Here is a 23,038-nt window from a genome sequence, read left to right as displayed (position 1 = left end):
GGCTGACCAACACAAGGCACCACCGCCGCCCAAGAACTACGGAGCGGACATTTCAACACTCATCCGCATGATCGAGGCAGGAGAGCTTTGATCCCGTTTCAACCCACTTTTACGAATAGCCGAAATTTCAGGCCCCGGGCCTGCCCTTGCCGGAAGCGGCGGTAGATCACCTCGGCCTCGCGGATCTCCTCCCAATCGGGCGCGGTGCGCACCGACATGTAACCCACCACGCCCCTCGCGCCGCACCGGCGTGGCGTTGGCCCGCACCCAGTAGTGGTCACCATCGGCGCGGCGGTTCTTGACCAGGGCCGACCAGGCATGGCCGGCGCGCAGCGTGTGCCACATGTCGGCAACTGCCTCGCGAGGCATGTCGGGATGGCGCACGAGGTTGTGCGGCTGCCCCAGCAATGGCGACCGCGAAAACCCGCTGGCCTCCAGGAAAGCCTCGTTGGCGTAGGTGACCCGGCTGTCCAGATCGGTGGTCGACAACAGGGTCACGCCGGGCATGAGCGGGTATTCGTGGCCGCTGACCGGCTCGTTGATGCGCATTGCGGAGTCTCCAGAACAGGACTTCCAGACACTCTCGGCCATCCGTGCCGGTCTCTGCAGGATTCCGGCCGGCTCTCGCATGAAAGACACGACCGCCAAGTGATGCACTTCGCACTTTGGAGCCCGGCAAATGCGGCAACCATGGCACCAGCCCCTGATACAGATCAAGGCAGCAACAGCCGGGAAGTAGTTGAATGGCGCCGGGTTCTGGCGGAAGCCGACTGCCTCGTGGAACCCGTAGCCACACATCCGCCATGTCCACCCGTCTGACTGTGCTCCCCTTCATGAACAGCTCGCCCCGCTGCCCGCTCTGCGCGGCCCGCAACATCTGCCTCGTCGGCCGACTTCCCGCCCCCAGCCAGGACCTGCTCACCAGCGCCGTCCGCGAAATCACTTTCGTCAAAGGCGATGTGCTGCTGCGCCAGGGCGTCGTGTCCCCATCGATCCGCACCGTCAAGCTCGGCACCCTGCTGGCGTCCCGCAACGGCCCCGACGGCGTGCAACGGCCCGTGGCGCTGCTCGGTCGTGGCCACGCCCTCGGCCAGCACGGCGTGTTTGGCCACGAAACACAGATGGACATGGTCGCGCTGACGCCGGGGCGCCTGTGCGAGCTGCGCATGGCCGATCTGCGGCGTCTGCAGGTGCTGGACATGGGCTTCCTGCAAGCCCTGCACGCGATCATGGTGCACACCTTCGGCCGCCTGGCCGACTGGGGCCAGGTGATGCGCATGCGGGGCCAGCAGCGCCAGTTGCTGGCGGCCCTGCGGCTGCTGGCCGATGAACAGGGCAACGGCATGGTGCGTCTGCCCAGCCAGCAGACGCTGGCCGAACTGCTCTCCACCTCCCGCGAGTCGGTGGCGCGCAACCTGCGCCAGCTCGAAGAAGACGGCGTGCTGCGCCGCATCGACCGCCGGCATTGCGAGCTCATCGAGCCCCAGCAGGCGGCCCGCGTCGCCTGAGACCGGGCGCCACACAGGGGCGTTGGCGCAAGCCGCAGGCTGCGCCTGATTACACTCGGGCAACCCCACCCGATCCATGACGCCGCAAGACTACGCCCAGCAGAAAGCCGCCGCCTCAGGCAGCAGCTTCTACTACGCCTTCCTGTTCCTGCCACCGCCCCGACGCGCCGCCATCACCGCGTTCTACGCCTTCTGCCGCGAAGTCGACGACGTGGTGGACGAGGTGCAGGACCTCGGCGTGGCCCAGGCCAAGCTGGCCTGGTGGCGGCAGGAAGTCGCCCAGGCGTTTGCCGGGCAGCCGAGCCATCCGGCCTTACAGGCCCTGATGCCGCACGTGCCGGCGTATGGCATCGAGGCCCGACACCTGCAGGCGGTGATCGACGGGTGCCAGATGGATCTGGACCAGAGCCGCTACCTGGACTACGCGGGCCTGCAGCGCTACTGCCATCTGGTGGCCGGCGTGGTGGGCGAGGTGGCCGCGCGCATCTTCGGTCAGACCGCCGTGGCCACCACCGAGTACGCCCACCGCCTGGGCCTGGCCTTCCAGCTCACCAACATCATCCGCGACGTGGGCGAGGACGCCACCCGCGGCCGCATCTACCTACCCGTGCAGGAGTTGCAGCGATTCGACGTGAAGGCCCACGAACTGCTCAAGCGCGGTGAGGCGCCGGGCAGTGACCGGACCGACTTCGAACGGCGTTTCCTGGCGCTGATGACCTTCCAGGTCGAACGGGCCCTTGGCCTCTACGACGAAGCCCTGGCCCTGTTGCCGGACGCCGACCGGCGCGCCCAGAAGCCCGGGCTGATGATGGCCAGCATCTACCGCACCCTGTTGCGCGAAATCGCGGCAGAACCGCTGCTGGTGCTCACCCGGCGGGTGAGCCTGACCCCGCTGCGCAAACTCTGGCTGGCCTGGAAGGTCCAGGCCCTGGGCCGGCTGTGAAAGCCGCGCCGCAGCCGGCCGTTGCCACCACGCCCCGCCCGCGCTTTCCGCGCGCTGCGCGGCCCCTGCAGGTGGCCGTGGTGGGTGCCGGCTGGGCGGGCATGGCCGCAGCGGTGTCGGCGGCCGAACGGGGCCATCACGTCACCGTCTACGAAGCCGGTCGCCTGCCTGGCGGGCGGGCCCGCAGCCTGCCGGTGAGCACGGACGAAGGCGCCGTGCTGCCGCTGGACAACGGCCAGCACATCCTGATCGGGGCCTATACCCGCACCCTGGCCCTGATGGCGCATGTGGGCGTCGCGCCCCAGGAACACCTGCTGGCCCTGCCGCTGGAGCTGCGCTTTCCCGATGGCAACGGCCTTCAAATGCCCGGCTGGGCCCGGGGCTGGCCCGCCCCGCTGGACGCGCTGGCCAGCATTGCCCATGCGCCGGGCTGGAGCGGCGGCGAGCGCCTGGCCTTGCTGGCGCGGGCGCTGCGTTGGCGCATGACCGGCTTTCAATGTGCAGACGACGACACCGTCGCCGATGTCTGCCGAGGTCTGCCTGATCGCGTGATCGACGAATTCATCCAGCCCCTGTGTGTTTCGGCGCTCAACCTGCCTGCCGCCCAAGCCAGCGGCACCGTGTTCCTGCGCGTGCTGAGCGATGCCATGACCGGGCGCGGCCATCCGCCCTGGTCGCCTTCCACGCTGCTGGTGCCGCGCACCGATCTCGGCACGCTCTTTCCGATGTCGGCCGTGCAGTGGCTGGCCCGGCACCACCGAGCCCGATTCGAACTGCACGCCGGCACGCGCGTGGTGGCCCTGCGCCCGAACGAGGGCGCCTGGGTCATCGAGACCCTGCACACCGGCCCCCTGGCCGAACGCCGTTTCGACCGCGTGATCTGGGCCACGGCCTGCGGCCCGGCCGCCCAGGCGCTGCGGGCGGTCGGCGTGGCCCTCGAAGGCCGCAGCGGTTCCCCCGCGCTGCAGGACGGCCTGCTGACCTGGGCCGAGCGGGCCAACGCGCTGGACTTCACCGCCATCACCACCGTCTACGCCCAGACCGATCCGGCATGGCGCCTGCCGCGGCCCATGCTGGCGCTGCGCAGCGAGCCCGAGTCGGCGCAAGACCCGGCCCAGTTCGTTTTCGACCGGGGCCAGTTGCAACCCGATGATCCGCGCCTGCGCGGCGTGCTCGCCTTCGTCGCCAGCGACAGCGAGGGCGACCGCGAACAGCTGGAAGCCCGCGTGCTGGACCAGGCCCGGCGCCAGCTCGGGTTGCAGGCACTGCGGCCCTTGCAGACGGTGGTGGAAAAGCGCGCCACCTTCGCCTGCACGCCGGGGCTGATCAGACCGCCAACCCAGGCCGCTCCGGGTCTGCTGATGGCGGGCGACTACATCGACGGCCCCTATCCCGCCACGCTCGAAGGGGCGGTGCGCAGCGGCCTGACCGCAGCATCGCGGCTCTGAACAGCCTCCTCTGCCGGCCAAGCCGGTCACCGAATCGGCCCCGATCCGCAGGATTCAGGAACTCCCCGGGACGAGGGCGTTCACACGGGATGTGTTCAACCGGAGCCCAGGAGATTCCAACGATGCCCGAGACCATCGCCACACCCCATCGCCACCCCCACCGGAATCCGCGCCGGCTCAGGCGTTCCCTGGCCGCACTGGCCCTGAGCCTGTGTGTGCCCGGCAGTCTGGTGCTGGCCCAGCCGCAGGCCAGCATGGTCAGCGTCAAGGTCGAGACGGCCAACATGCGGCAGGGCCCGGGCACCGGCACCGCCGTGCTCTGGCAACTGCACCACGGCTACCCGCTGCAGGTGGTCGATCGCCGCAACACCTGGATCAAGGTGCGCGACTTCGAAGGCGATGAAGGCTGGGTATCGCGGCGCCTGACCGGGCGCACCGCCCACCACGTGGTGAAGGTGCCCACCGCCAACCTGCGCGGTGGCCCTGGCACGGGCCACCGCATCGTGGGCAAGGCCGAATACGGGGAACTGCTCCGCACCCTGGAGCGCCGCGGCGACTGGGTGCACGTGCGGCGGGCCGACCAGCAAAAGGGCTGGATCGCCCGCCGTCTGCTCTGGGGCTGGTAAGCGCGCCGCCCTCAGGCGGGTGGCGCCCCACTGCCCGCCTCCGCCGGTGCCACCGGGTTGGGCGGCACGATGGCACCGATGATGTCGGACAGCGTCACCACGCCGAGATGGCGCCCCTTGCTGTTGACCACATTCGCCGCCTCGCGCCCTTCGGCGCTGAGCAGGCGCGCGGCCTCCTCGATCACCAGGCTGGCATCCACCTGCGGCCCTTCGACCGGCGCCCCCGTCTGCATCAGCGTGCGGCAACGGATGACGCGCCCGCGGTTGACGTCCTTGACGAAGTTGGCGATGTACTCGTCGGCCGGCTGCAGCACGATCTGCTGGCCCGTGCCCTGCTGCATCACCTCGCCGTCACGCAGGATGGCGATGCGGTCGCCCAGGCGCAGGGCTTCGTCCAGGTCGTGCGTGATGAACACGATGGTCTTGCCGATCTCCTGCTGGATATCCAGCAGCACGCTCTGCATGTCGGCCCGGATCAGCGGGTCGAGCGCAGAGAAGGCCTCGTCCATCAGCAGGATGGGCGCGTCGTTGGTCAGCGCCCGCGCCAGGCCCACGCGCTGCTGCATGCCGCCCGAGAGCTGGTTGGGGTAGCTGTCCTCGTAGCCCTTGAGCCCCACACGCTCGATCCAGCGCAGCGCGTGTTCGCGCCGCTTCTTGCGCGCCACGCCTTGCACCTGCAAGCCGTACTCGGTGTTTTCGAGCACGGTGCAGTGCGGGAACAGCGCGAACTTCTGGAACACCATGGCGGTCTGCTCGCGGCGGAACTGCCGCAGCGCCGACGCGCCCATCTTGGCCACGTCAACTTCGCGGCCGTCGATGTCCACCAGCACCTCGCCGGCCGTGGGGTCGATGAGGCGGTTGATGTGGCGGATCAGCGTGCTCTTGCCCGAGCCCGACAGGCCCATCACCACCTGGATGCCACCGGCGGGCATGTCGATGTTGATGTCGCGCAGGCCCAGCACGTGGCCGTGCTGGTCGCGCAGTTCCTGCTTGCTCATGCCCTGCTGCACCAGCGGCAGGAACTTCTCGGGCGTGGCACCGAAGATCTTGTAGAGGTGCCGGATGCGCACACCGGTGGCGGACGGCGCCGCGGCCGCGGCCACCGCATTCGGGGTTTCAGCCATGTTTCACCTCCAGGTGTTTCTGCAGCCGCTTGCCATAGGCCTGCGACACACGGTCGAAGATGATGGCGATACCCACGATGGCCATGCCGTTGAGGATGCCCATGGTGAAGTACTGGTTCGAGATCGCCCGCAGCACCGGCTGGCCCAGCCCCTGCACACCGATCATGGCCGCGATCACCACCATGGCCAGCGACAGCATGATGGTCTGGTTCACGCCCGCCATGATGGTCGGCAGCGCCAGCGGCAGTTGCACCTGGCGCATCTTCTGCCAGGCCGACGAACCGAACGCATCGGCCGCTTCCAGCAGATCCTTGTCGACCAGCCGGATGCCCAGATTGGTGAAGCGGATCACCGGCGGAATGGCGTAGATCACCACGGCGATCAGCCCCGGCACGCGCCCGATCCCCAGCAGCATGACCACCGGAATCAGGTACACGAAACTGGGCATGGTCTGCATCACGTCCAGCACCGGGTTGACCATGCGCTGCAGCCGGTCGGAACGGCTCATGCCGATGCCCAGCGGCAGGCCGACGGCCAGCGCGACGACGGTGCACACGAAGATCATCGAAATGGTCTTCATGGTGTCGACCCACATACCGAAGTAGCCGATCATGAGCAGCGTCGCCACCGTCCCTACGACGATCTTCACGTTGCGCGAAGCCAGCCAGACGATCAGGGCGATGACCCCGATCACCACCGGCCACGGCGACTGCGTGAGCAGCCGTTCCGAGAACAGCAGGAACTCGCGCAGCGGCAGGAACAGTTGTTCCAGGGCTTCACCGTTCTGACGCGTGAACGTGCGGAAAGCGTCGTCCACGGTGCGCCGCAAGGCACTGAGGGCATCCGCCCCCATGGCGGGAAATTCCCGCAGCCAGTTCATGGGCGCGCCTCCGCTCAAAGGGCAGCCTTGACCTTGGCCGCCACTTCAGGCGAGACCCAGGTGCTCCAGATCGCTTCGTTGTTGCGCAGGAAGTGGCGGGCACCATCGTCCCCGGCGGCCTGGTTGTCGCTCATCCAGGCCAGCAGTTGGTTCACGGTGTCGTTGCCCCAGCTGCGCTTGGCCAGGTAGTCGTAGGCCGGGCCGCCCGCGTTCTTGAAGCGGTCGGTCACCACGGTGATGACTTCGGCACGCGGCCAGTCGGTCTTGGTCGGGTTGTCGCAGGCCTTGGCGTTGCAGTTGTCGAACGCCTCGCGGTCGAGCGGCACACCCGCGTCAAGCTTGACCATCTCGTACTTGCCCAGGATGGATGTGGGCGCCCAGTAGTAGCCCAGCCAGCCTTCCTTGCGCTCGTAGGCCTTGGCGATGGAGCCGTCGAGACCGGCGGCGGAACCGGTGTCCAGCAGCACGAAGTTCTTGTCCTTGGCGCCCCAGGCCTTGAAGGCGTTGTCGGTCGTGATCTGGCAGTTCCAGCCGGACGGACAGTTGTGCACCGCGCCCTTGCCCTTGGACTCGGGGGCCGGGAACAGATCGGGGCGCTTGAGTGCGTCGTCGATGGTCTTGAGGTCGGGGTTCGCGTCGGCCACGTACTTGGGAATCCACCAGCCTTCGACGCCACCGTCGGTCAGCGAATGGGCCGCGTAGTGCAGCTTGCCTTCCTTGACGGCGGCTTCCAGCGGTTCGCGCACCGCATTGATCCAGGCTTCAGGCGCCACGTCGGGCTGGCCTTTTTCCATCATCGAGGTCAGCGTGGGCATGGTGTCGCCCGGCACGATCTCGACCTCGCAGCCGAAGCCTTGCGACAGGATGATCTTGTCGATGCTGGCCAGCACTTCGGCCGACTGCCAGTTCATGCTGGCGACGGTGACCTTGCCGCAAGCCTGGGCCGTTTCGGCCGGTGCGGTAGCGGGGGTTTCATCGGCCTTCTGGCCGCAGGCGGCCAGCACGGCGGCCGAAATCAGGGTCAGGGAAATCAGGGAAAGGGATTGCATGCGTACTCCTCCGGGGTTCGTGTGGGTGAATTCCACCGACGCACAGCGCCACTGGATACGGACAAAACCGATCCAACGACCTGAGGAATGACGAAGAACGCTGCTGCAAACCAAGTGACCAGCCGCTCAACCAACAGGGCGTTGGGTTGGGCTTAGCCTGTCAAATATAGTTTTTTATCTAAATCTCACGCAAATACTGAGACTTTTCATATAACGATATCCGAGTGCCGAACTCGACTATGCCGGCGCCCGTTCAGAGCCCCAGGAGATCGCACAGCGCGAGCAGATCGGACACCGTGGCGTGCGGCGGCACCGGGCCGTGCGACCAGGCGTGCCCGGCCCGGTTGACCCACGCCAGTTGCATGCCCGCGTTGAGGGCCCCCACCCCGTCGAGCGCGGGGTCATCGCCCACGTGCAGCACGGCCGATGCAGGCACCCCCGCCGCGTCCGCTGCGGCCTGAAAGATGCGTGGGTCCGGTTTGCCGACACCGAAGCGGCGCGCCGTGACTTCACCCCGGAAGTACCCCCCGATGCCCACCCGGTGCACGTCGGCATTGCCGTTGGTGAGCGTCACCAGCGGGTAACGGGCGCTCAGCCGTTCCAGGGCCGGCAGCGCATCGGCATACAGATCGACGCGCTGGCGCTCGGCAAAAAACACCTCGAACGCCGGCTCGGCCAGCGCCGGGTCGTCGCCGGCACGCTGCAGCAGCCCCCGGATGGCTTCGCGGCGCATCGCGCTCAGGTCGTGCGCCAGTTCCGGGCGCTGGCGTTCGAGTTCGGCCCGCGCGGCGCGCAGGGCATCGGGCTGGACGCACAGGGCCGCGGTCGCTGGCGCGCGCTCGGCGAGCCAGGCACGCAGCACCTCGTCGGCCCGGGCGATGGCGGGCCAGATCGGCCAGAGCGTGTCGTCCAGATCGAGGGTGATGGCCTGGATGCGATCGGTATCCAGGCCCGAAATGGGCCGTGGCTGGGGGCTGGGAGCGTATGGGGTCATCATGGCTGCGGGAGAATAGCGCATGGCTTTTCGCACCGAACCCGCTCTCCCTGCCGGCCGCGCCGACGGCACGGCCGTCGTGCTGTGCAACCTCGGCACCCCCGACGAACCCACCGCCCCGGCGCTGCGCCGCTATCTGGCGGAATTCCTGGGCGACCACCGGGTGGTGGAAATCCCCAAGCTGCTGTGGTGGCCCATCCTGCACGGCATCATCCTGCGCACCCGGCCGGCCAAATCGGCCGCCAAGTACGCCACCGTCTGGATGCCCGAGGGCTCGCCCCTGAAGGTCTGGACCGACCGGCAGGCCAAGCTGCTGCAGGGCTACCTGGGCGAACGGGGCCACCGGATCACCGTGCGCTACGCCATGCGCTACGGCACGCCCGGCATCGGCGCGGTGCTCGATGAACTCAAGGCCCAGGGCGTGGGCCGGGTGCTGATCCTGCCGGCCTATCCCCAGTACAGCGGCACCACCACGGCGAGCGTGTTCGACGCCGTGGCGCAATGGGGCCTGGAGGTGCGCGCGCTGCCCGAACTGCGCTTCGTCAACCGCTACCCGGACGACCGGGGCTACATCGAGGCCCTGGCGCGCAGCGTCCTGCGGCACTGGCAGCAGAACGAAGCGGCCGATCACCTGGTGATGAGCTTCCATGGCCTGCCCGAGCGCAACCGCACGCTGGGCGATCCCTATGCCGACGAATGCCAGACCACCGCGCGGATGCTGGCCGGACGCCTGGGCCTGCCGCCCGAGCGCTACACCGTGACCTTCCAGTCGCGCTTCGGCAAGGCGGCCTGGCTGCAGCCGTACACCGAGCCCACCCTGGTGGCCCTGGCGCAGAAGGGACTGCGCAGCGTCGACGTGGTGTGCCCCGGCTTCACCAGCGACTGCATCGAGACGCTGGAAGAGATCAACCAGGAAGTGCGCGAGGCCTTCGTGCACGCGGGCGGCGAACGGTTCAGCTACATCCCCTGCCTGAACGACGACACCGACTGGATCCGGGCCCTGACCGACCTGACCGAGCGCCATCTGCAGGGCTGGCCGACGAAGGCCCCGGGCGGCCAGTAAGGCCCCTGGCCGGTCCCGCCACAGGCCCGACCCCGATCAGGTTCTGGTCAGGAACCCCGCCTTAAGCTGACTTCATGCCTTCCCCGCGGCGCCGACCCTGGCGCTGCGGGGGCACGGCTTCGTGGTCGCGCCGCTGGTCGCGGCTCCCGTCAACGGCGCGCTGGCGCCCGTTCTCCGATCCGCATGAAAACGACCCGAGACATTCACGATCTTCTGGGGGGCCTGCTCATGACCGCAGCAGGCCTGTTCTTTGCCCTCCATGGCCGCGACTACGAATTTGGCACCGCCGCCCGCATGGGCCCCGGCTACTTTCCGGTGGTGCTGGGCTGGGTGCTGGCCGTGCTCGGCCTGCTGGTGGCCCTGCCCGCCCTGTGGCGGCGGGGCACCGCGGTGCAGGTGCAGTGGAACAACCTGTTCTGGTGCGTGCTCAGCCTGATCGGTTTCGCGTTCATGCTGCACCTGCTGGGCGTGTTTGTGGCGGCCTTCCTCACCGCGCTGCTGTCGCTGGTGCCCTCGGCCATGCGCCTGCGCACACGCCTGACCGTGTGCACCGTGGTGGCCGTGCTCACCACGCTGATCTTCCCCATCGGCCTGCAGATGGTGCTGCCCATCTGGCCCTGGTCGGCCTGAACCCGAAGGAGTCCCCATGGAATTGCTTGGCAACCTCTGGCTCGGCCTGCAGGTCGCGGCCGAACCGGCCAACCTGCTGTACTGCTTCTTCGGCGTCTTCCTCGGCACGGTGGTCGGTGTGCTGCCCGGCATCGGCGCGCTGGCGGCGATCTCGCTGCTGCTGCCGGTGACCTACCACATCCCCCCGACCGCGGCCATCATCATGCTGGCCGGCGTGTACTACGGCGCGCAGTACGGCGGATCGACCGCCTCCATCCTGCTGAACCTGCCCGGCACCCCCTCTTCGGCGGTGACCTGCCTCGACGGCTATCCCATGGCCAAGAAAGGCAAGGCGGGGGTGGCGCTGTTCGTCACCACGATCGCGTCCCTGGTCGGCGCCATGTCCGGCCTGATCCTGCTGACGCTGTTCTCGCCGGTCATTGCGGAGATCGGCCTCGAGTTCGGCCCGGCCGAGTTCTGCGCCATGATGGTGCTCGGGCTGGTGGCCGCCTCGTCCATGAGTTCGGGTTCCGCCGTGAAGGGCCTGGCGGTGATGGTCTTCGGGCTGCTGCTGGGCATGGTGGGCACCGACGTCAACAGCGGCATCTCGCGCTACGCCTTCGATGTGCCGGAACTGATGGATGGCATCAACCTCGTCGCGCTGGCCATGGGCCTGTTCGGCGTCGCCGAAGTGATCCGCTGCATCAATTCGGCCGATGCCAACCGCCAGCCCGAAAAGGTCTCGCTGCGGTCCATGGCGCCGGACCGGGCCGAGTTCAAGGCCACGGTGAAGCCCATGGTTCGCGGCTCCGCACTGGGCGCGGCGCTGGGTGCCCTGCCCGGCGTGGGCCCCTCCATCGCGGCCTTCATGGCCTACGCCATCGAAAAGAAGGTCGCCAAGGATCCGAGCCGCTTCGGCCAGGGCGCCATCGAAGGCATCTCGGCCCCCGAGTCGGCCAACAACGCCGCCGCGCAGACGGCCTTCGTGCCTTCGTTGTCACTGGGCATTCCGGGCGATGCGGTCATGGCCGTGATGCTGGGCGCGCTGATCATCCACGGCATCCAGCCCGGGCCGATGCTGATCACCGAACAGCCCAACCTGTTCTGGGGCCTGGTGGTGAGCTTCGCCATCGGCAACATCATGCTGGTCATCCTGAACCTGCCGACGATCGGGCTGTGGGTGGCTCTGCTGCGCATCCCGTTCTCGTGGATGTACCCGGCCATCCTGGTGTTCGTGGCGCTGGGCGTGTACAGCGTCAACAACAACACCTTCGACATCTACATGGTCGCCGCCCTGGGGATCATGGGTTACGCCCTGATGGTGCTGAAGTTCGAACCCGCGCCGCTGCTGCTGGGCTACATCCTCGGCCCCATGCTGGAGGAATACCTGCGCCGCGCCCTGCTGATTTCGCGTGGCGATCCCATGATCTTCATCGAGCGCCCGATCAGCGCCACGCTGCTGGGGCTGACCTCGGTCCTGCTGCTGTGGGCCATCTGGAGCACCCTGCGCCAAAGCCTGCGCGCGAAGGAAGCCCTCGACGACGCCCGGCTGTCCCGGTCCTGAGCCTTGCCCACCCCGCCTTCTGCTAGCCTTCCGGGCATGCGAATCCTGCTGGTCGAAGACGATGCCGTGCTGCGCGAGGTCATCGCCCGCAGCCTGACCGACGCGGGGCACCGCGTCGACCCGGTCGGCACCCTGCACGAGGCGGGCCATCTCTGGCGCGTCCAGCCTTTCGACGCGGTGCTGCTCGATCTGAACCTGCCACAGCATGCCCGCCCCGACAGCCCGCTGGGCAACGGTCTGCAGTTGCTGCGCGAGGCCCGCGCGCGCGGCGACCGCACGCCCGTGCTGGTGCTCACCGCGCGCAACCGCACGGAAGAGCGCATCACCGGGCTCGACAGCGGCGCCGACGACTACCTGGGCAAGCCCTTCGATCTGGCCGAGGTCGAAGCCCGCCTGCGCGCCCTGGTGCGCCGCGCCATCGGCAGCGACGACCTGGCGCGCCTCGGCGCGCTGCAACTGGACCGGCGGGCCCGGCGGTTTTCGGTGGCGGACGCGCCGCTCGACCTGCCCGCGCGCGAGTTCGAGGTGCTCTGGGAACTGATGAGCCCACCGGGCCATGCCGTCAGCAAACGGCAGCTCTCCGACAAGCTCTCCGGCTTCGACGAAGCCCTGGGTGACAACGCGCTGGAGGCCTTCATCTCGCGCCTGCGCAAGAAGCTGGCGGGCAGCGGTGCGTCGATCCGCACGCTGCGCGGCATCGGCTACCTGCTGGAGCCGGAAAATTGACCGCCGACCCGCGCCCCGCCCCAGCGCTGCCTCCCTCGCTGCGCGTGCGCATGCTGCGGCACGTGATGCTGCCCCTGGTGCTCACCTGGCTGGTGGGCACGGTGGCCACGCTCGGGGTCGCCAGCCATTTCACCGAGCAGGCTTTCGACCGCGCCCTGGTCGACGACGCCTACTCGATCGCCTCCTACGTCCAGGCCGGCCCCGACGGCGCCGTGGGCCTGCAACTGACCGAAAGCGAACTCCGCGCCGCGCTGTTCGACCAGGCCGAGGCCGTGCACTTCACCGTGCTGCGACCCGACGGTACCCGGCTGGCGGGCACCCCGCTGCCGCCCACCCCCTGGCCCGACAGCGATCAGCGCTTCCGCTACAGCAACATCGTCTACCACGGGCTGCCGGTGCGTGCCGTGACACTGCGCCACGAAGTGCTGGGTGACCCTTTCCATGTGGTGATGGCACACACCACCTATGTGCGCGCGGCCCTGGTCCAGCGCATGCTGCTGTTCGGCGCCCTGCCCCTGCTGCTGATGCTGAGCCTGCTGGCCTTCTGGTTGTGGCGCCGCATCGAGCGCGATCTGGCTCCGCTGGGCCGGCTGCAGGCGGCCCTGGCGGACCGGGATGCCCAAGACCTGACACCGGTGGCCATCACCCCGTCCACCCGCGAAATCGCCGCCGTGGGCCAGGCGGTCAATGCCTTGTTCGACCGGCTGGGCCGCAGCGTGCGCACGCAGCGCGAATTCATTGGCAACGTGGCCCACGAGTTGCGCACGCCGCTGGCACGCATCCGTGCGCTGGCCGACTACGGCCTGGCCCACCCCGAAGCGGCCGAGGCGCGACAGCCGTTGCAGCAGATCGCCGACAGCGCCGAGCGCACCGGGCGCCTGGTCAACCAGTTGCTCGACCTGGCCGCAGCCGACGAGGCCGAAGTCGTGCTGCAGAAAGAGCGCGTCTCGCTCACGCACTTCATCGGCCAGGCGGTGCTGCGCCACCTGGACACGGCCGATGCGCGCGGTGTCGACCTCGGCGCGCGCGGGCTGGAGGGACGCATGGACGACGTCGTGGTCTGGGCCGACCCCGCCATGATCGAAGGCATCCTCGACAACCTGATCGACAACGCCATGCGCTACGGCGGCCGCACGATCACGGTCGAACTGGCGACAGAGGACGGCGCACGCCGTTGCGTGCTGTCGGTGGTGGACGATGGCCCCGGCATCGCCGAACCCCTGCGCCGCAACCTCATGCAGCGCTGGAGCCAGGGCCGCGAGGGCGAACTGCTCGGCCAGGGCAGCGGTCTGGGTCTCTACATCGTGGCCCGCTACGCCGGCCTGCTGGGTTCGTCGCTGCAACTGGACAGCGCCGACCACGACCGGGGCCTGCGCGCCAGCGTGGCGTTGCCGCTGGCGTAAGGCCTGCCCACAGAACCGCCGCACATTTCAAAATAGGTGTGAACAGGCCCCAACCCCCGCCCGGGCGGGCGCGGCTCAGTGCCCCGAAAGGAAGCGCTGCACCAGCTCCATCTGGTCGGGCACGTTCAGCGCCGGCGCGTGGCCGCAGTCGGCGATGGTGACCACCAGCGCACGCGGTCCGCGGTCGCGCATGGCTTCGGCGGTGTCGGCCAGCAGCAGGTCCGAATCCACGCCGCGCAGGCAGAGCACTGGCACCTCGATGCGGTCGTACACCGGCCACAGGGCGTAGTCCTGCGGGTGGTGCGTGAACTGCTGGGCCATGGCCGGGTCGTAATGCGGCGTCACGCGGCCGTCGGGCAGGCGGCGGGTCGAGCTTTCGGTCAGCAGCCGCCACTGCGCGTCGGACAGGTAACCGTAGGGCTTGTAGACCGTGCGGAAGTACTGCTCCAGCTCGCTCACGGTATCGAACGCCGCCGGGCTGCCCGCGTAGGTGCGGATGCGTTCAACGGCGGGCGCAGCCAGTTCGGGGCCGATGTCGTTGAGCACCAGGCGCTGGATGCGCCCGCGCAGCGGGCCGTCGGCACAGACCATGCCGATGGCACCGCCCATCGAGGTGCCCACCCACTGGAAATCCGCCAGGCCGAGCTGGTCGACCAGCGAGCGCGCCAGCCGGGCGTAAAAAGCCAGGCAGTATTCGGCCAGCGGCTCCGGGCTCCACTGCGACAGCCCCCGGCCGATGGTGTCCGGGCAGACGACGCGCCAGCCCTGCGCCGCCAGGTGCGCGGCCAGTGGGTCCATGTCGCGCCCGGTCCGGGCCAGGCCGTGCCAGGCGACCACCGTGCCGCGATCGGGCGTGCCGGGGGCGGGTGACCAGTCCATGAAATGGATCTCGCGCCCTTCGCAGGCGAGGTAACGCGACTGGGGAATCACGGGCGAGGGGTTCATTGCAGGCCTTTCACGCGCGCCAGCACCGCGCGCTCGCGGAGCTTGCCGACGATGCCGGTGGGAAAGTAGTACACGGAGAGCACGAACAGCAGGCCGAGCCAGAGCAGCCAGCGGTCGGGTGTGAGCAACGCGGGCAGCAGCGGCACCCCGGCCACCGCGTCACCGGCCACGCGCAGCAGGTCCTGCAGATAGCTTTGCGCCAGCAGGAACAGCACGCTGCCGATGATGGCGCCGTAGAGCGTGCCCATGCCGCCGATCACGACGATGAGCAGGATGTCGAGCATGATCTCGAACGACAGCGAGGTGTCCGGCCCGTTGTAGCGCAGCCAGAGCGCCAGCAGGCAGCCAGCGAGCGTGGCGAACGCTGCCGAGATGACGTTGGACAGCGTGCGGTAGACCACCGTGCGGTAGCCCAGCGCCTCGGCCCGGAAGTCGTTTTCGCGGATCGCCTGCAAGACGCGGCCGAAGGGCGAGTTGACGATGCGCAGCATCACCAGGAACATGCCCGTGACCACCACGAACAGCAGGTAGTAGGTGATGAGCCGGCCGTTGAGCGCGACGTCACCGAACGGGCCGGCAAAGTCGTCCTCGCTGAGCGAGAAACCGGGCGTCAGCAGCTCGGGCACGCTGAAGCTCAGGCCGTCCTCGCCGCCGGTGAAGTCCGACAGCTGCGACGCCAGCGTGAGAAAGGCCGAGGCCACGGCCAGCGTGATCATGGCGAAGAAGATGGCCTTCACGCGCAGCGAGAACAGCCCGATCACCAGCGACAGCAGCAGCGACACCACCAGGGCGCACAGCACCCCCAGCAGCAGTGCCGACCACGAAGGCTCTTCCACCGCCGACAGCGCGATCGCCACGCCGTAGGCACCGATGCCGAAGAACATGGTGTGCGCGAAGCTCACGATGCCGGTGTAGCCCAGCAGCAGATCGAAGCTCACCACCAGCGCGATGAAGACCAGCACCTTGGCCGCCACGTTGAGCGCCTTGACGCCGGGGAACAGGAAAGGCGCGAAGGCCAGCCCCAGCACCAGCAGGATCAGCACCGCCGCCAGCACGCGGCTGCGCGGCAAGTCATGGGAAAGCAGTCGGGTCAGCATGAAGAAACCCCATTCAAGTTCAGTAGGCCCATCGCACACAGCGCAGGCACGCAACGTCCAGTTGCAGCCGTGGAACCGGCTCCGCCGTGCCACAGGCTGCGCCCCTGGGGGGTGACGCAGAAGGCGGCGCGGGGGGTCATCGGTTCGTCACCGGGTAGACGCCCTGCGGCCGCCACAGCAGGATCGCCACCATCAGCGCGATGTTGGAAAACAGCGCCACCTTGGGCACCAGAAAGCCGGTGTAGTTGGCCATCAGGCCCACCAGCAATGCCCCGATCAGCGCGCCCAGCGTGGAGCCCAGGCCGCCGATGATGATGACGATGAAGATCAGCACGTTGACCTGTGCGCCCATCTGCGGCACCACGTTCTGCTGGTACAGCCCCCACATCACGCCGCCCAGGCCGGCCAGCGCGCTGCCGACCACGAACACGCCCACGAACAGGCGCTGGATGCGGTAGCCCAGCGACTCCACCATTTCGCGGTCCTGCACGCCGGCGCGGATCAGCAGGCCGACCTTGGTGCGGTTGAGCACCCAGACCATGACCGCGAACACCGCCAGGCCCACCAGCACCGCCAGCACGCGGTACTTCTCGACCGCCGCGTCGCCCAGCAGGAACGAGCCGCGCAGTGCTTCGGGCAGCGGCAGCGGGCGCTGCTCGGGGCCCCAGATCACCTTGATCAGCTCCTCGCCGATGATCATGCCGCCCATGGTGATGAGGATCTGCTTCAGATGCTGGCCGTACACCGGGCGCACGATGAAGCGCTCGAACGCCAGCCCCAGCGCACCGGCCACGGCCATCGCCGCCAGCATCGCCGGCACCAGCGCGGCCAGGTTGAGCCAGAAGTTCTGCGCCGACACCCAGTCGGCCATGCCGCCCATGACGGTGACCGCCATGAAGGCGCCCAGCGCGATGAACACGCCGTGGCCGAAATTGAGCACGTCCATCAGACCGAACACCAGCGTCAGGCCCGAGGCGATGATGAAGACGATCAGCCCCATCGCCAGACCGGCGACGGTCAGTGTCAGCCAGGTCGAGGGGCTGCCCACCAAAGGCAGTGCCAGCAACGCCAGCACCGGCACCAGGGCCAGGGGTTTCCAGTCGAGATCGAGTTTGTTCATGAGGTCTCCCGCCGGGCCGCCCCAAGGGAGGCCTGCGCCCCCTCGGGGGGCAGCGAATACACACAGTGATGAGCGTGGGGGTTCATATGCGCGCCTCCCGCCGGGCCGCCCCAAGGGAGGCCTGCGCCCCCCCGGGGGGCAGCGAATACACACAGTGATGAGCGTGGGGGTTCATTGATGCGCTCCCAGTGACAGCCCCAGCAGCTTGGCCTGCAGCGCCTCGTCTTCGGCCAGCTCGGCCATGGCGCCGCTGTGCACGACCTGGCCGTCGTCCATCACGGCCACGCTGTCGCCCAGCTGGCGGGCGAAATTGAAGTTCTGCTCGACCAGCAGGATGGTGGTCTGCGCGGCCTTGAGCTCCCGGAAGGCCGCGATCATGTTCTGGATGATGGCCGGCGCCAGGCCCTTGCTGGGCTCGTCGATCAGCAGCAGTTGGCGCGGCTCCACGATGGCGCGCGAGACCGCCAGCATTTGCTTTTGCCCGCCCGAGAGCTTGCCCGCCGGGTGGTTCCAGAACTTCTTCATGGCCGGGAACAGGCCGAAGATCCATTCGAGCCGCGTGGTGTCGATGTCGTCCACGGTGCGTGCGCCGCGCGCGGCCAGCACCATGTTTTCCTTGACGCTGAGGTCGGCGAAGATGCCCATGTTCTCGGGCACGTAGGCCACGCCGGCGCGCGCGATATCGGGCGTGGGGCGCTGTGTGATGTCCTGCCCGGCCAGCGTCACCGAACCCTGGCTGGCGTGCCACAAGCCCATGATCGTGCGCAGCGTGGTGGTCTTGCCCGCGCCGTTGCGGCCCAGCAGCATGGTGAGCTGGTTGGCCGGCACCACGAGGTCCACGCCATGCAGGATGTGGTATGCGCCGATGTGGGTATGCACCCCTTCGAGTTTCAGCAATGCTTCACTCATACGGCCTCCGTTTCTTCCGGGTTCACGCCCAGGTAGGCCTGCTGCACCACGGGCGAGGCGATCACGGCCTCGGGTTCGCCGTCGGCCACCAGCTCGCCGTTGTGCAGCACGATGATGCGATCGGAGAGTTCGCGCACCACGTCCATCTTGTGCTCGACCAGCAGGATGGTCTTGCTCGGGTCCTGCTTGAGCTGGCGGATCAGGTTCAGGATCACCGGCACCTCGTCCACGCTCATGCCGGCCGTGGGCTCGTCGAACATGAACACCTGCGGCTCCAGCGCCATGAGGATGCCCACCTCCAGCTTGCGCTGGTCGCCGTGCGGTAGGCTGGCCGCGCTGGCGTCGCGCTTGTCGGCCAGCGCCACGGTTTCCAGAATGGCCTCGGCCTTTTGCAGCAGGTCGCGCCGGTCGCTCCAGATGCGGAAAAAGTCCAGCCCGGCGCCGGCCTTGGCCTGCACGGCCAGGCGCACGTTTTCCAGCACCGTGAGCTGCGGGAACAGGTTGGTGAGCTGGAAGGCCCGGCCCAGACCGGCACGCGTGCGCTGCGGCGCGCCCAGGGCCGTGAGGTCTTGCCCGTTGAGCACGACGCGACCGGCAGTGGCCTTGATCTGCCCCGAGATGAGGTTGAAGTAGGTCGTCTTGCCGGCGCCGTTGGGGCCGACGATGGCGGTCAGCGTGCCCGGCCGAAAGGCGCAGGACACAGCGTTCACCGCCACGTGGCCGCCGAAGCGGACCGTGAGACCGGAAGTTTCAAGCATGGAGTCTCCAGGCACTGCCGCCCAACGGCGCAGCGCAAGTGCGCAAGCGGTCGCCGCCAGTGGCGACCTTCCAGGAACGCCGCGGAACCGGCTGGGCCGGACCGCAGGCGTTGTTTCCCCAGCAGGGAGCTGCCGCGTCAGCGGCGCACGGGGTCGCCCCCTTACTTCTTGTTCCGGATCGGGACCTGCATTTCGTCAGGCTTGATTTCCCGCACCAGTTCCGGCACGCCCCAGGCAAAAGCCGGATCCACCTTGATCTTGAAGTGGTACATGCTCTGCATGGCCTGGTGGTCTTCCTTGCGGAAGGTCATCGTGCCCTTGGGCGTGTCGAAGCTCATGCCCTCCATCGTCTTGATGAGGGTGCTGGTCTTGGTGTCGCCACCGGTCTTCTTGAGCGCCGTCACCAGGGCCATGGCGGCGCTGAAGCCCCCGGCCGTGAAGAAGTCGGGCGGCGCCTTGAACTCGCTGTAATGGCGCGAAACCAGGGCTTCGTTGACCGGGTTCTTCGGGATGCCGAAGTAGTAGTACGTGGCACCTTCCATGCCCGGGAAGTTCTTGTAGTTCGCCATCGCCGGCAGGATGTTGCCGCCCGTGGCGATCTCGATGCCGTAGCGCTTGAGGTCCAGATCGGCGATCTTGAACGGGTTGCCCGCGCCAGCCCAGATGATGAAGATGACCTTGCGGCCCGGCTGGTCCTTGAGCTTGTCGATCAGGCGCTGCGCACCGGCGGTGAAGTCGGTGGTGTTGGCCGGCAGATATTCCTCGTGCACCAGCTTGGCGGTCTTGATCGCGTCCTTGAACGCCTTCACACCGTCGCGGCCGAAGGCGTAGTCCTGTGCCAGCGTGGCGATGGACACCCCCGGCTTGTCCAGCGCCACGGCGTTGGAGATCGCGTCCTGGCTGCTGTTGCGGCCGGTGCGGAAGATGAACTTGTTCCACTTGTCGCCAGTGATGGAGTCGGCCACGGCGGGCTCCACCAGCAGGATCTTCTGGTATTCCTGCGCCACCGGCAGCATGGCCAGCGCCACACCCGACGACGTGGGGCCGACCGCGATGTCGGCCTTGTCATCGCCGTAAGCGGTGGCCAGCAGCGACTTGCCCAGATCGGGCTTGCCCTGGTCGTCCTTCTCGATCACCACCAGCTTGCGGCCGTTGACCATCATGGTCCCGCCCGTGGCGTAGTCCAGCCCCATCAGCAGGCCGGTGTGGGTCTGCTTGCCATAGGCTTCGAGCGGACCGGTCTTGCTGTAGACGTGGGCGATGCGGATGTCTTTGGACTGGGCGTAGGCAAAAGCCGAGGCGCAGGCCAAGGCGATGACCGCCAGGCGGCGGGTGGTCTTGAACATGCTTGTCTCCTGGTGAGAGGTTTTATGGGCCGCACAGGGCTGGCACGCTCACCATTGCAGGGAACGTGCCACTTCGGCAAGTCTTTGATTTTTAATGGCCTCCGAATCCATTCACCCAGGAATGTCTGAATTTCAGACAAACCAGGTGCATCTCGATTGTCTGAAATTCAGTCAATCGTCTGAATTTCAGACAACTCCGACCACAGGGCCAGCTTGTCGTAAAAGCTGGCCCGCGACATGCCCAGCAGGCGCGCCGCGGCCGAGCGGTTGCCCCCGGTGCGGCGCAGCGCCTCGGCCATGGCCTGGCGCTCCAGCGCCGCCACCTGCTCGGCCAGGGGCCGCAACGGCGCCGCCAGGTTCTCCGGATCGCCAGGCGTGGCCGTGCCCGGCACCGCCGCCGATGCCGCCGCTGCGGTCGCCACCCCGCTCAGCGCGCGGTCTGCGGGCGGCAGCACGGTGGCCAGCACCGCAGCACCGATGCGGTGATCGTCGCTGCGCAGCGCCACCTGTTCCAGCACGTTGCGCAGTTCGCGGATGTTGCCGCGCCAGGCCTGCGACTGCAGCAGCCACAGCGCTTCGGGGTCCAGCTCCAGCTGCGAGCCGCCGCTGCGCGCGGCGATGTCTTCGCACAGGGTCTCGACCAGCAACGGCAGGTCGGCGCGGCGCTCGCGCAGCGGCGGCACGCGGATCGGCAACACGTTGAGGCGGTAGTACAGGTCTTCGCGGAAGTGCCCTTCGCGCACCAGCGCTTCGAGATCGCGCGAAGTGGCCGCGACCACCCGCACGTCGAAACGCACGAGCTGGTTCGACCCCAGCGGCTCGATCTCACCCTCCTGCAATGCCCGCAACAGCTTGGCCTGCACCGCGGCAGGCATGTCACCCACCTCGTCGAGGAACAGCGTGCCGCCGTCGGCGAGCTTGAACTTGCCGTCGCGCCCCTTGCGGTCGGCACCGGTGTAGGCGCCGGGCGCCACGCCGAAGAATTCGGCTTCGAGCAGGGTGTCCGGCACGGCCGCGATGTTCACCCCCACAAAAGGCCGCCCGGCGCGGGCCGAGGCCGCATGGATGGCGTGCGCCAGCAGCTCCTTGCCGGTGCCGGTCTCGCCCAGCAGCAGCACCGGGCTGGCCGACTGCGCCGCGCGCCGCGCCTGGCGCTTGACCTCCACCGCCGCCGGGCTGCTGCCGACGAAGCTGGCAAAGGTGTACTTGCTGCGGCGCTGGTGCGCGAGTTCGCGGCGCGCATCGTTCAGGTCCTGCTCCAGCCGCGCGAATTTGCTGATGAGGGGCTGCAGTGTGGTCTCGGGATGGTCGAACAGCACGATGCCCAGCACGCCGATCACCCCGCCCTCGCTGTCGCGCAGCGGGATGCGGCTGACCACGAACGTGCCGGCCTTGTTGGTCAGCAGGTCGATGAGGATGGGCTTGCCGGTCTCCAGCACGCGGTGCATCTGCGTGTTGTGCACCACGCGCGAGACCGGGTGGCCGACAAAGTCTTCCTCGCGCGCGTAGCCGAGCGCGGGCAGGAAACGTCGGTACTGATCGTTGATCCACACCACCCGCGCCTCGCGGTCCACCAGCAGCATGCCCTCGCTGGCGTTGGCGAACAGGTCGAACATCGACCTCGCGGCGAGTTCGAGAATGCTTTGCGCGTCGCGCGGCAGGCGGCTGTCGGCGGTCATGGCCGGATGGTACCTGCCTCCCGCGCCGGCAGCGCCTTCAGACGCATGCCCACGGCAATCAGCGAGGCGGCCGACGCCAGCGCCACCACGCCGTTCCAGCCCCAGCGCTCGAACAGCGCGCCGCCCAGCGCCGAGCCCAGTGCCATGCCGCAGAACATGGCCACGAACAGCAGCGCATTGACACGGCTGCGGGCGGCCGGATCGGCCCCGTAGACGATGGTCTGGTGCGAAATCAGCGCGGCCTGAAAGCCCAGGTCGAAGCCGATCACCGACACCACGACCAGCCCGATCTGCGCGCCGCGCGGCAGCCACGACAGGCCCCCCATGAGCGCGAAGGCGCCGAACACTAGCACCGCCCCCGCCAGCGCGACCCGGTGTGGCCCGTGCCGGTCGGCCAGCCGACCGAACACCGGCGCCCCGAGCGCCCCCGCCGCACCGGCGATGCCGAAGGCCCCCGCCGCAGCGCTGCCCAGGTGGAAAGGCGCGCCGTGCAGCCAGATGGCCAGTGTCGACCAGACCGCACTGAAGCCGATCGCCAGCATCCCCTGGGCCAGCGCCGCCTGGCGCACCGCGCGGTGGCGCCGCCAAAGCCCCACCAGCGACCCGAGCAAAGCCCCATAGCCCAGCGAGGTGGTGGGCGGGAAACGCGGCAGGCCACGCTGGAGCGCCACGCCGATCCCGGCCACCGCCAGCGCCGCCAGCACAAACATCGCACGCCAGCCCAGGTGTTCGGCGACGAAGCCGCTCACCACGCGCGACAGCAGAATGCCCAGCAGCAGTCCGGTCATGACCGAACCCACCGCCTTGCCGCGGCTGTTTTCGGGTGCCAGCACGGCCGCGGCCGGCACGATGTCCTGTGCCACCGTGGCCGCCAGGCCGGTGAGGAAGCTGGCCATCAGCAGAAAACCGATCGAAGGTGCCAGCGCATTGCCCAGCAGCGCCACCACCAGGGCGGCGCACTTGACCAGCACCAGGGTGCGGCGGTCCCAGCGGTCGCCCAGCGGTGCCATCAGCAGCAAGCCCAGCGCGTAGCCGAGCTGGGTCAGCATGGGTACCAGACCCAGGGTCTGCGCACCCACGCCCCATTCTTCGCTCAGCACGCCGAGCATGGGCTGGCTGTAGTACAGCGACGCCACGGTGAAGCCCGCGCCCGCCGCCAGCAGGCGGGTCAAAGAGAGCGAGAGGCCGGACGCACCCGGCATCGATAAATTCGCTGAGCGAATGGAAGACATCAAAAACCCCTGAAT

The 23,038-nt window shown here is 68.3% G+C and carries 21 protein-coding genes and 1 pseudogene; 9 read left to right on the top strand and 13 right to left on the bottom strand.

Translation table 11 applies throughout. From position 1 onward, the window contains the following. Window positions 1-101: 101 nt before the first annotated feature. Window positions 102-549 (bottom strand): annotated as a pseudogene (locus L0977_RS15645) (PAS domain-containing protein); the annotation flags it as partial. Window positions 550-833: 284 nt separating this feature from the next. On the opposite strand from L0977_RS15645, the gene L0977_RS15640 reads away from it, so the two are divergent. From L0977_RS15640 to L0977_RS15625, 4 genes are all read left to right on the top strand, one after another. Further along, a complete protein-coding gene (locus L0977_RS15640; RefSeq protein WP_234265780.1) occupies window positions 834-1,508 on the top strand; it encodes a Crp/Fnr family transcriptional regulator in 675 nt (224 codons plus the stop codon). A 76-nt stretch (window positions 1,509-1,584) separates the two neighbouring features. After that, window positions 1,585-2,451, top strand: a complete 867-nt coding sequence (hpnD, locus tag L0977_RS15635) for a presqualene diphosphate synthase HpnD (protein ID WP_234265779.1) — start codon at window positions 1,585-1,587, stop codon at window positions 2,449-2,451. A gap of 65 nt (window positions 2,452-2,516) precedes the next feature. Then, window positions 2,517-3,899: a hydroxysqualene dehydroxylase HpnE gene (gene hpnE / locus L0977_RS15630; protein ID WP_234265788.1), complete on the top strand. Its 1,383-nt coding sequence runs from the start codon at window positions 2,517-2,519 to the stop codon at window positions 3,897-3,899. 122 nt (window positions 3,900-4,021) lie between these two features. After that, window positions 4,022-4,525 (top strand): SH3 domain-containing protein, encoded by a 504-nt coding sequence (locus tag L0977_RS15625; RefSeq protein WP_234265778.1) that lies wholly within the window; start codon window positions 4,022-4,024, stop codon window positions 4,523-4,525. 11 nt (window positions 4,526-4,536) lie between these two features. Here L0977_RS15625 and L0977_RS15620 read toward each other — a convergent pair whose 3' ends face one another. From L0977_RS15620 to L0977_RS15605, 4 genes are all read right to left on the bottom strand, one after another. Beyond that, window positions 4,537-5,649: a quaternary amine ABC transporter ATP-binding protein gene (locus L0977_RS15620; protein ID WP_234265777.1), complete on the bottom strand. Its 1,113-nt coding sequence runs from the start codon at window positions 5,647-5,649 to the stop codon at window positions 4,537-4,539. Then, on the bottom strand, window positions 5,642-6,529 hold the full coding sequence (locus tag L0977_RS15615; protein ID WP_234265776.1) for an ABC transporter permease: 888 nt from the start codon (window positions 6,527-6,529) through the stop codon (window positions 5,642-5,644). The genes L0977_RS15620 and L0977_RS15615 overlap by 8 nt, the downstream gene beginning before the upstream one ends. Window positions 6,530-6,543: 14 nt before the next feature. Further along, window positions 6,544-7,578: an ABC transporter substrate-binding protein gene (locus tag L0977_RS15610; RefSeq protein WP_234265775.1), complete on the bottom strand. Its 1,035-nt coding sequence runs from the start codon at window positions 7,576-7,578 to the stop codon at window positions 6,544-6,546. 253 nt (window positions 7,579-7,831) lie between these two features. Next, a complete protein-coding gene (locus L0977_RS15605) occupies window positions 7,832-8,572 on the bottom strand; it encodes an HAD family hydrolase (RefSeq protein ID WP_234265774.1) in 741 nt (246 codons plus the stop codon). A 22-nt stretch (window positions 8,573-8,594) separates the two neighbouring features. On the opposite strand from L0977_RS15605, the gene hemH reads away from it, so the two are divergent. The 5 genes from hemH (at window position 8,595) to L0977_RS15580 (ending at window position 13,937) form a co-directional block, all read left to right on the top strand. Further along, entirely contained in the window at window positions 8,595-9,635 is a 1,041-nt protein-coding gene (gene hemH, locus L0977_RS15600) for a ferrochelatase (RefSeq protein ID WP_234265773.1), read from the top strand. Window positions 9,636-9,863: 228 nt separating this feature from the next. Continuing rightward, complete coding sequence (locus tag L0977_RS15595; RefSeq protein ID WP_442786642.1) at window positions 9,864-10,265, top strand: tripartite tricarboxylate transporter TctB family protein; 402 nt, start codon at window positions 9,864-9,866, stop codon at window positions 10,263-10,265. 16 nt (window positions 10,266-10,281) lie between these two features. Beyond that, the gene (locus tag L0977_RS15590; RefSeq protein WP_234265771.1) at window positions 10,282-11,808 is read left to right on the top strand and encodes a tripartite tricarboxylate transporter permease; all 1,527 of its coding nucleotides are present in this window, start codon (window positions 10,282-10,284) and stop codon (window positions 11,806-11,808) included. Between the two features lie 36 nt (window positions 11,809-11,844). After that, complete coding sequence (locus L0977_RS15585) at window positions 11,845-12,534, top strand: response regulator transcription factor (RefSeq protein ID WP_234265770.1); 690 nt, start codon at window positions 11,845-11,847, stop codon at window positions 12,532-12,534. Then, entirely contained in the window at window positions 12,531-13,937 is a 1,407-nt protein-coding gene (locus tag L0977_RS15580) for a sensor histidine kinase (protein ID WP_234265769.1), read from the top strand. The genes L0977_RS15585 and L0977_RS15580 overlap by 4 nt, the downstream gene beginning before the upstream one ends. 75 nt (window positions 13,938-14,012) lie before the next feature. Here the strand turns inward: L0977_RS15580 and L0977_RS15575 are convergent, their stop codons facing one another. The 8 genes from L0977_RS15575 to L0977_RS15540 form a co-directional block, all read right to left on the bottom strand. Further along, window positions 14,013-14,882, bottom strand: coding sequence for an alpha/beta fold hydrolase (locus L0977_RS15575; protein WP_234265768.1), 870 nt, complete (start codon window positions 14,880-14,882; stop codon window positions 14,013-14,015). Further along, entirely contained in the window at window positions 14,879-15,979 is a 1,101-nt protein-coding gene (locus tag L0977_RS15570; protein WP_234265767.1) for a branched-chain amino acid ABC transporter permease, read from the bottom strand. The genes L0977_RS15575 and L0977_RS15570 overlap by 4 nt, the downstream gene beginning before the upstream one ends. A gap of 136 nt (window positions 15,980-16,115) precedes the next feature. After that, window positions 16,116-17,099 carry a branched-chain amino acid ABC transporter permease gene (locus tag L0977_RS15565; protein ID WP_234265766.1) on the bottom strand — a complete coding sequence of 328 codons (984 nt, stop codon included), beginning with the start codon at window positions 17,097-17,099 and terminating at the stop codon, window positions 16,116-16,118. A 171-nt stretch (window positions 17,100-17,270) separates the two neighbouring features. Beyond that, the gene (locus L0977_RS15560; RefSeq protein ID WP_234265765.1) at window positions 17,271-18,008 is read right to left on the bottom strand and encodes an ABC transporter ATP-binding protein; all 738 of its coding nucleotides are present in this window, start codon (window positions 18,006-18,008) and stop codon (window positions 17,271-17,273) included. After that, window positions 18,005-18,766, bottom strand: coding sequence for an ABC transporter ATP-binding protein (locus tag L0977_RS15555; protein WP_234265764.1), 762 nt, complete (start codon window positions 18,764-18,766; stop codon window positions 18,005-18,007). The genes L0977_RS15560 and L0977_RS15555 overlap by 4 nt, the downstream gene beginning before the upstream one ends. A gap of 161 nt (window positions 18,767-18,927) precedes the next feature. Then, window positions 18,928-20,112, bottom strand: a complete 1,185-nt coding sequence (locus L0977_RS15550) for a substrate-binding domain-containing protein (protein WP_234265763.1) — start codon at window positions 20,110-20,112, stop codon at window positions 18,928-18,930. Between the two features lie 167 nt (window positions 20,113-20,279). Further along, window positions 20,280-21,791 (bottom strand): sigma-54 interaction domain-containing protein, encoded by a 1,512-nt coding sequence (locus L0977_RS15545; RefSeq protein WP_234265762.1) that lies wholly within the window; start codon window positions 21,789-21,791, stop codon window positions 20,280-20,282. Beyond that, on the bottom strand, window positions 21,788-23,023 hold the full coding sequence (locus L0977_RS15540) for an MFS transporter (RefSeq protein WP_234265761.1): 1,236 nt from the start codon (window positions 23,021-23,023) through the stop codon (window positions 21,788-21,790). Before L0977_RS15540 ends, L0977_RS15545 begins: the two co-directional genes overlap by 4 nt. Between the last annotated feature and the right edge of the window lie 15 nt (window positions 23,024-23,038).

Source organism: Hydrogenophaga sp. NFH-34, from assembly GCF_021401345.1.
Taxonomy (GTDB): domain Bacteria; phylum Pseudomonadota; class Gammaproteobacteria; order Burkholderiales; family Burkholderiaceae_C; genus Hydrogenophaga; species Hydrogenophaga electricum.
This window is presented reverse-complemented; position numbering and strand designations above follow the sequence as displayed.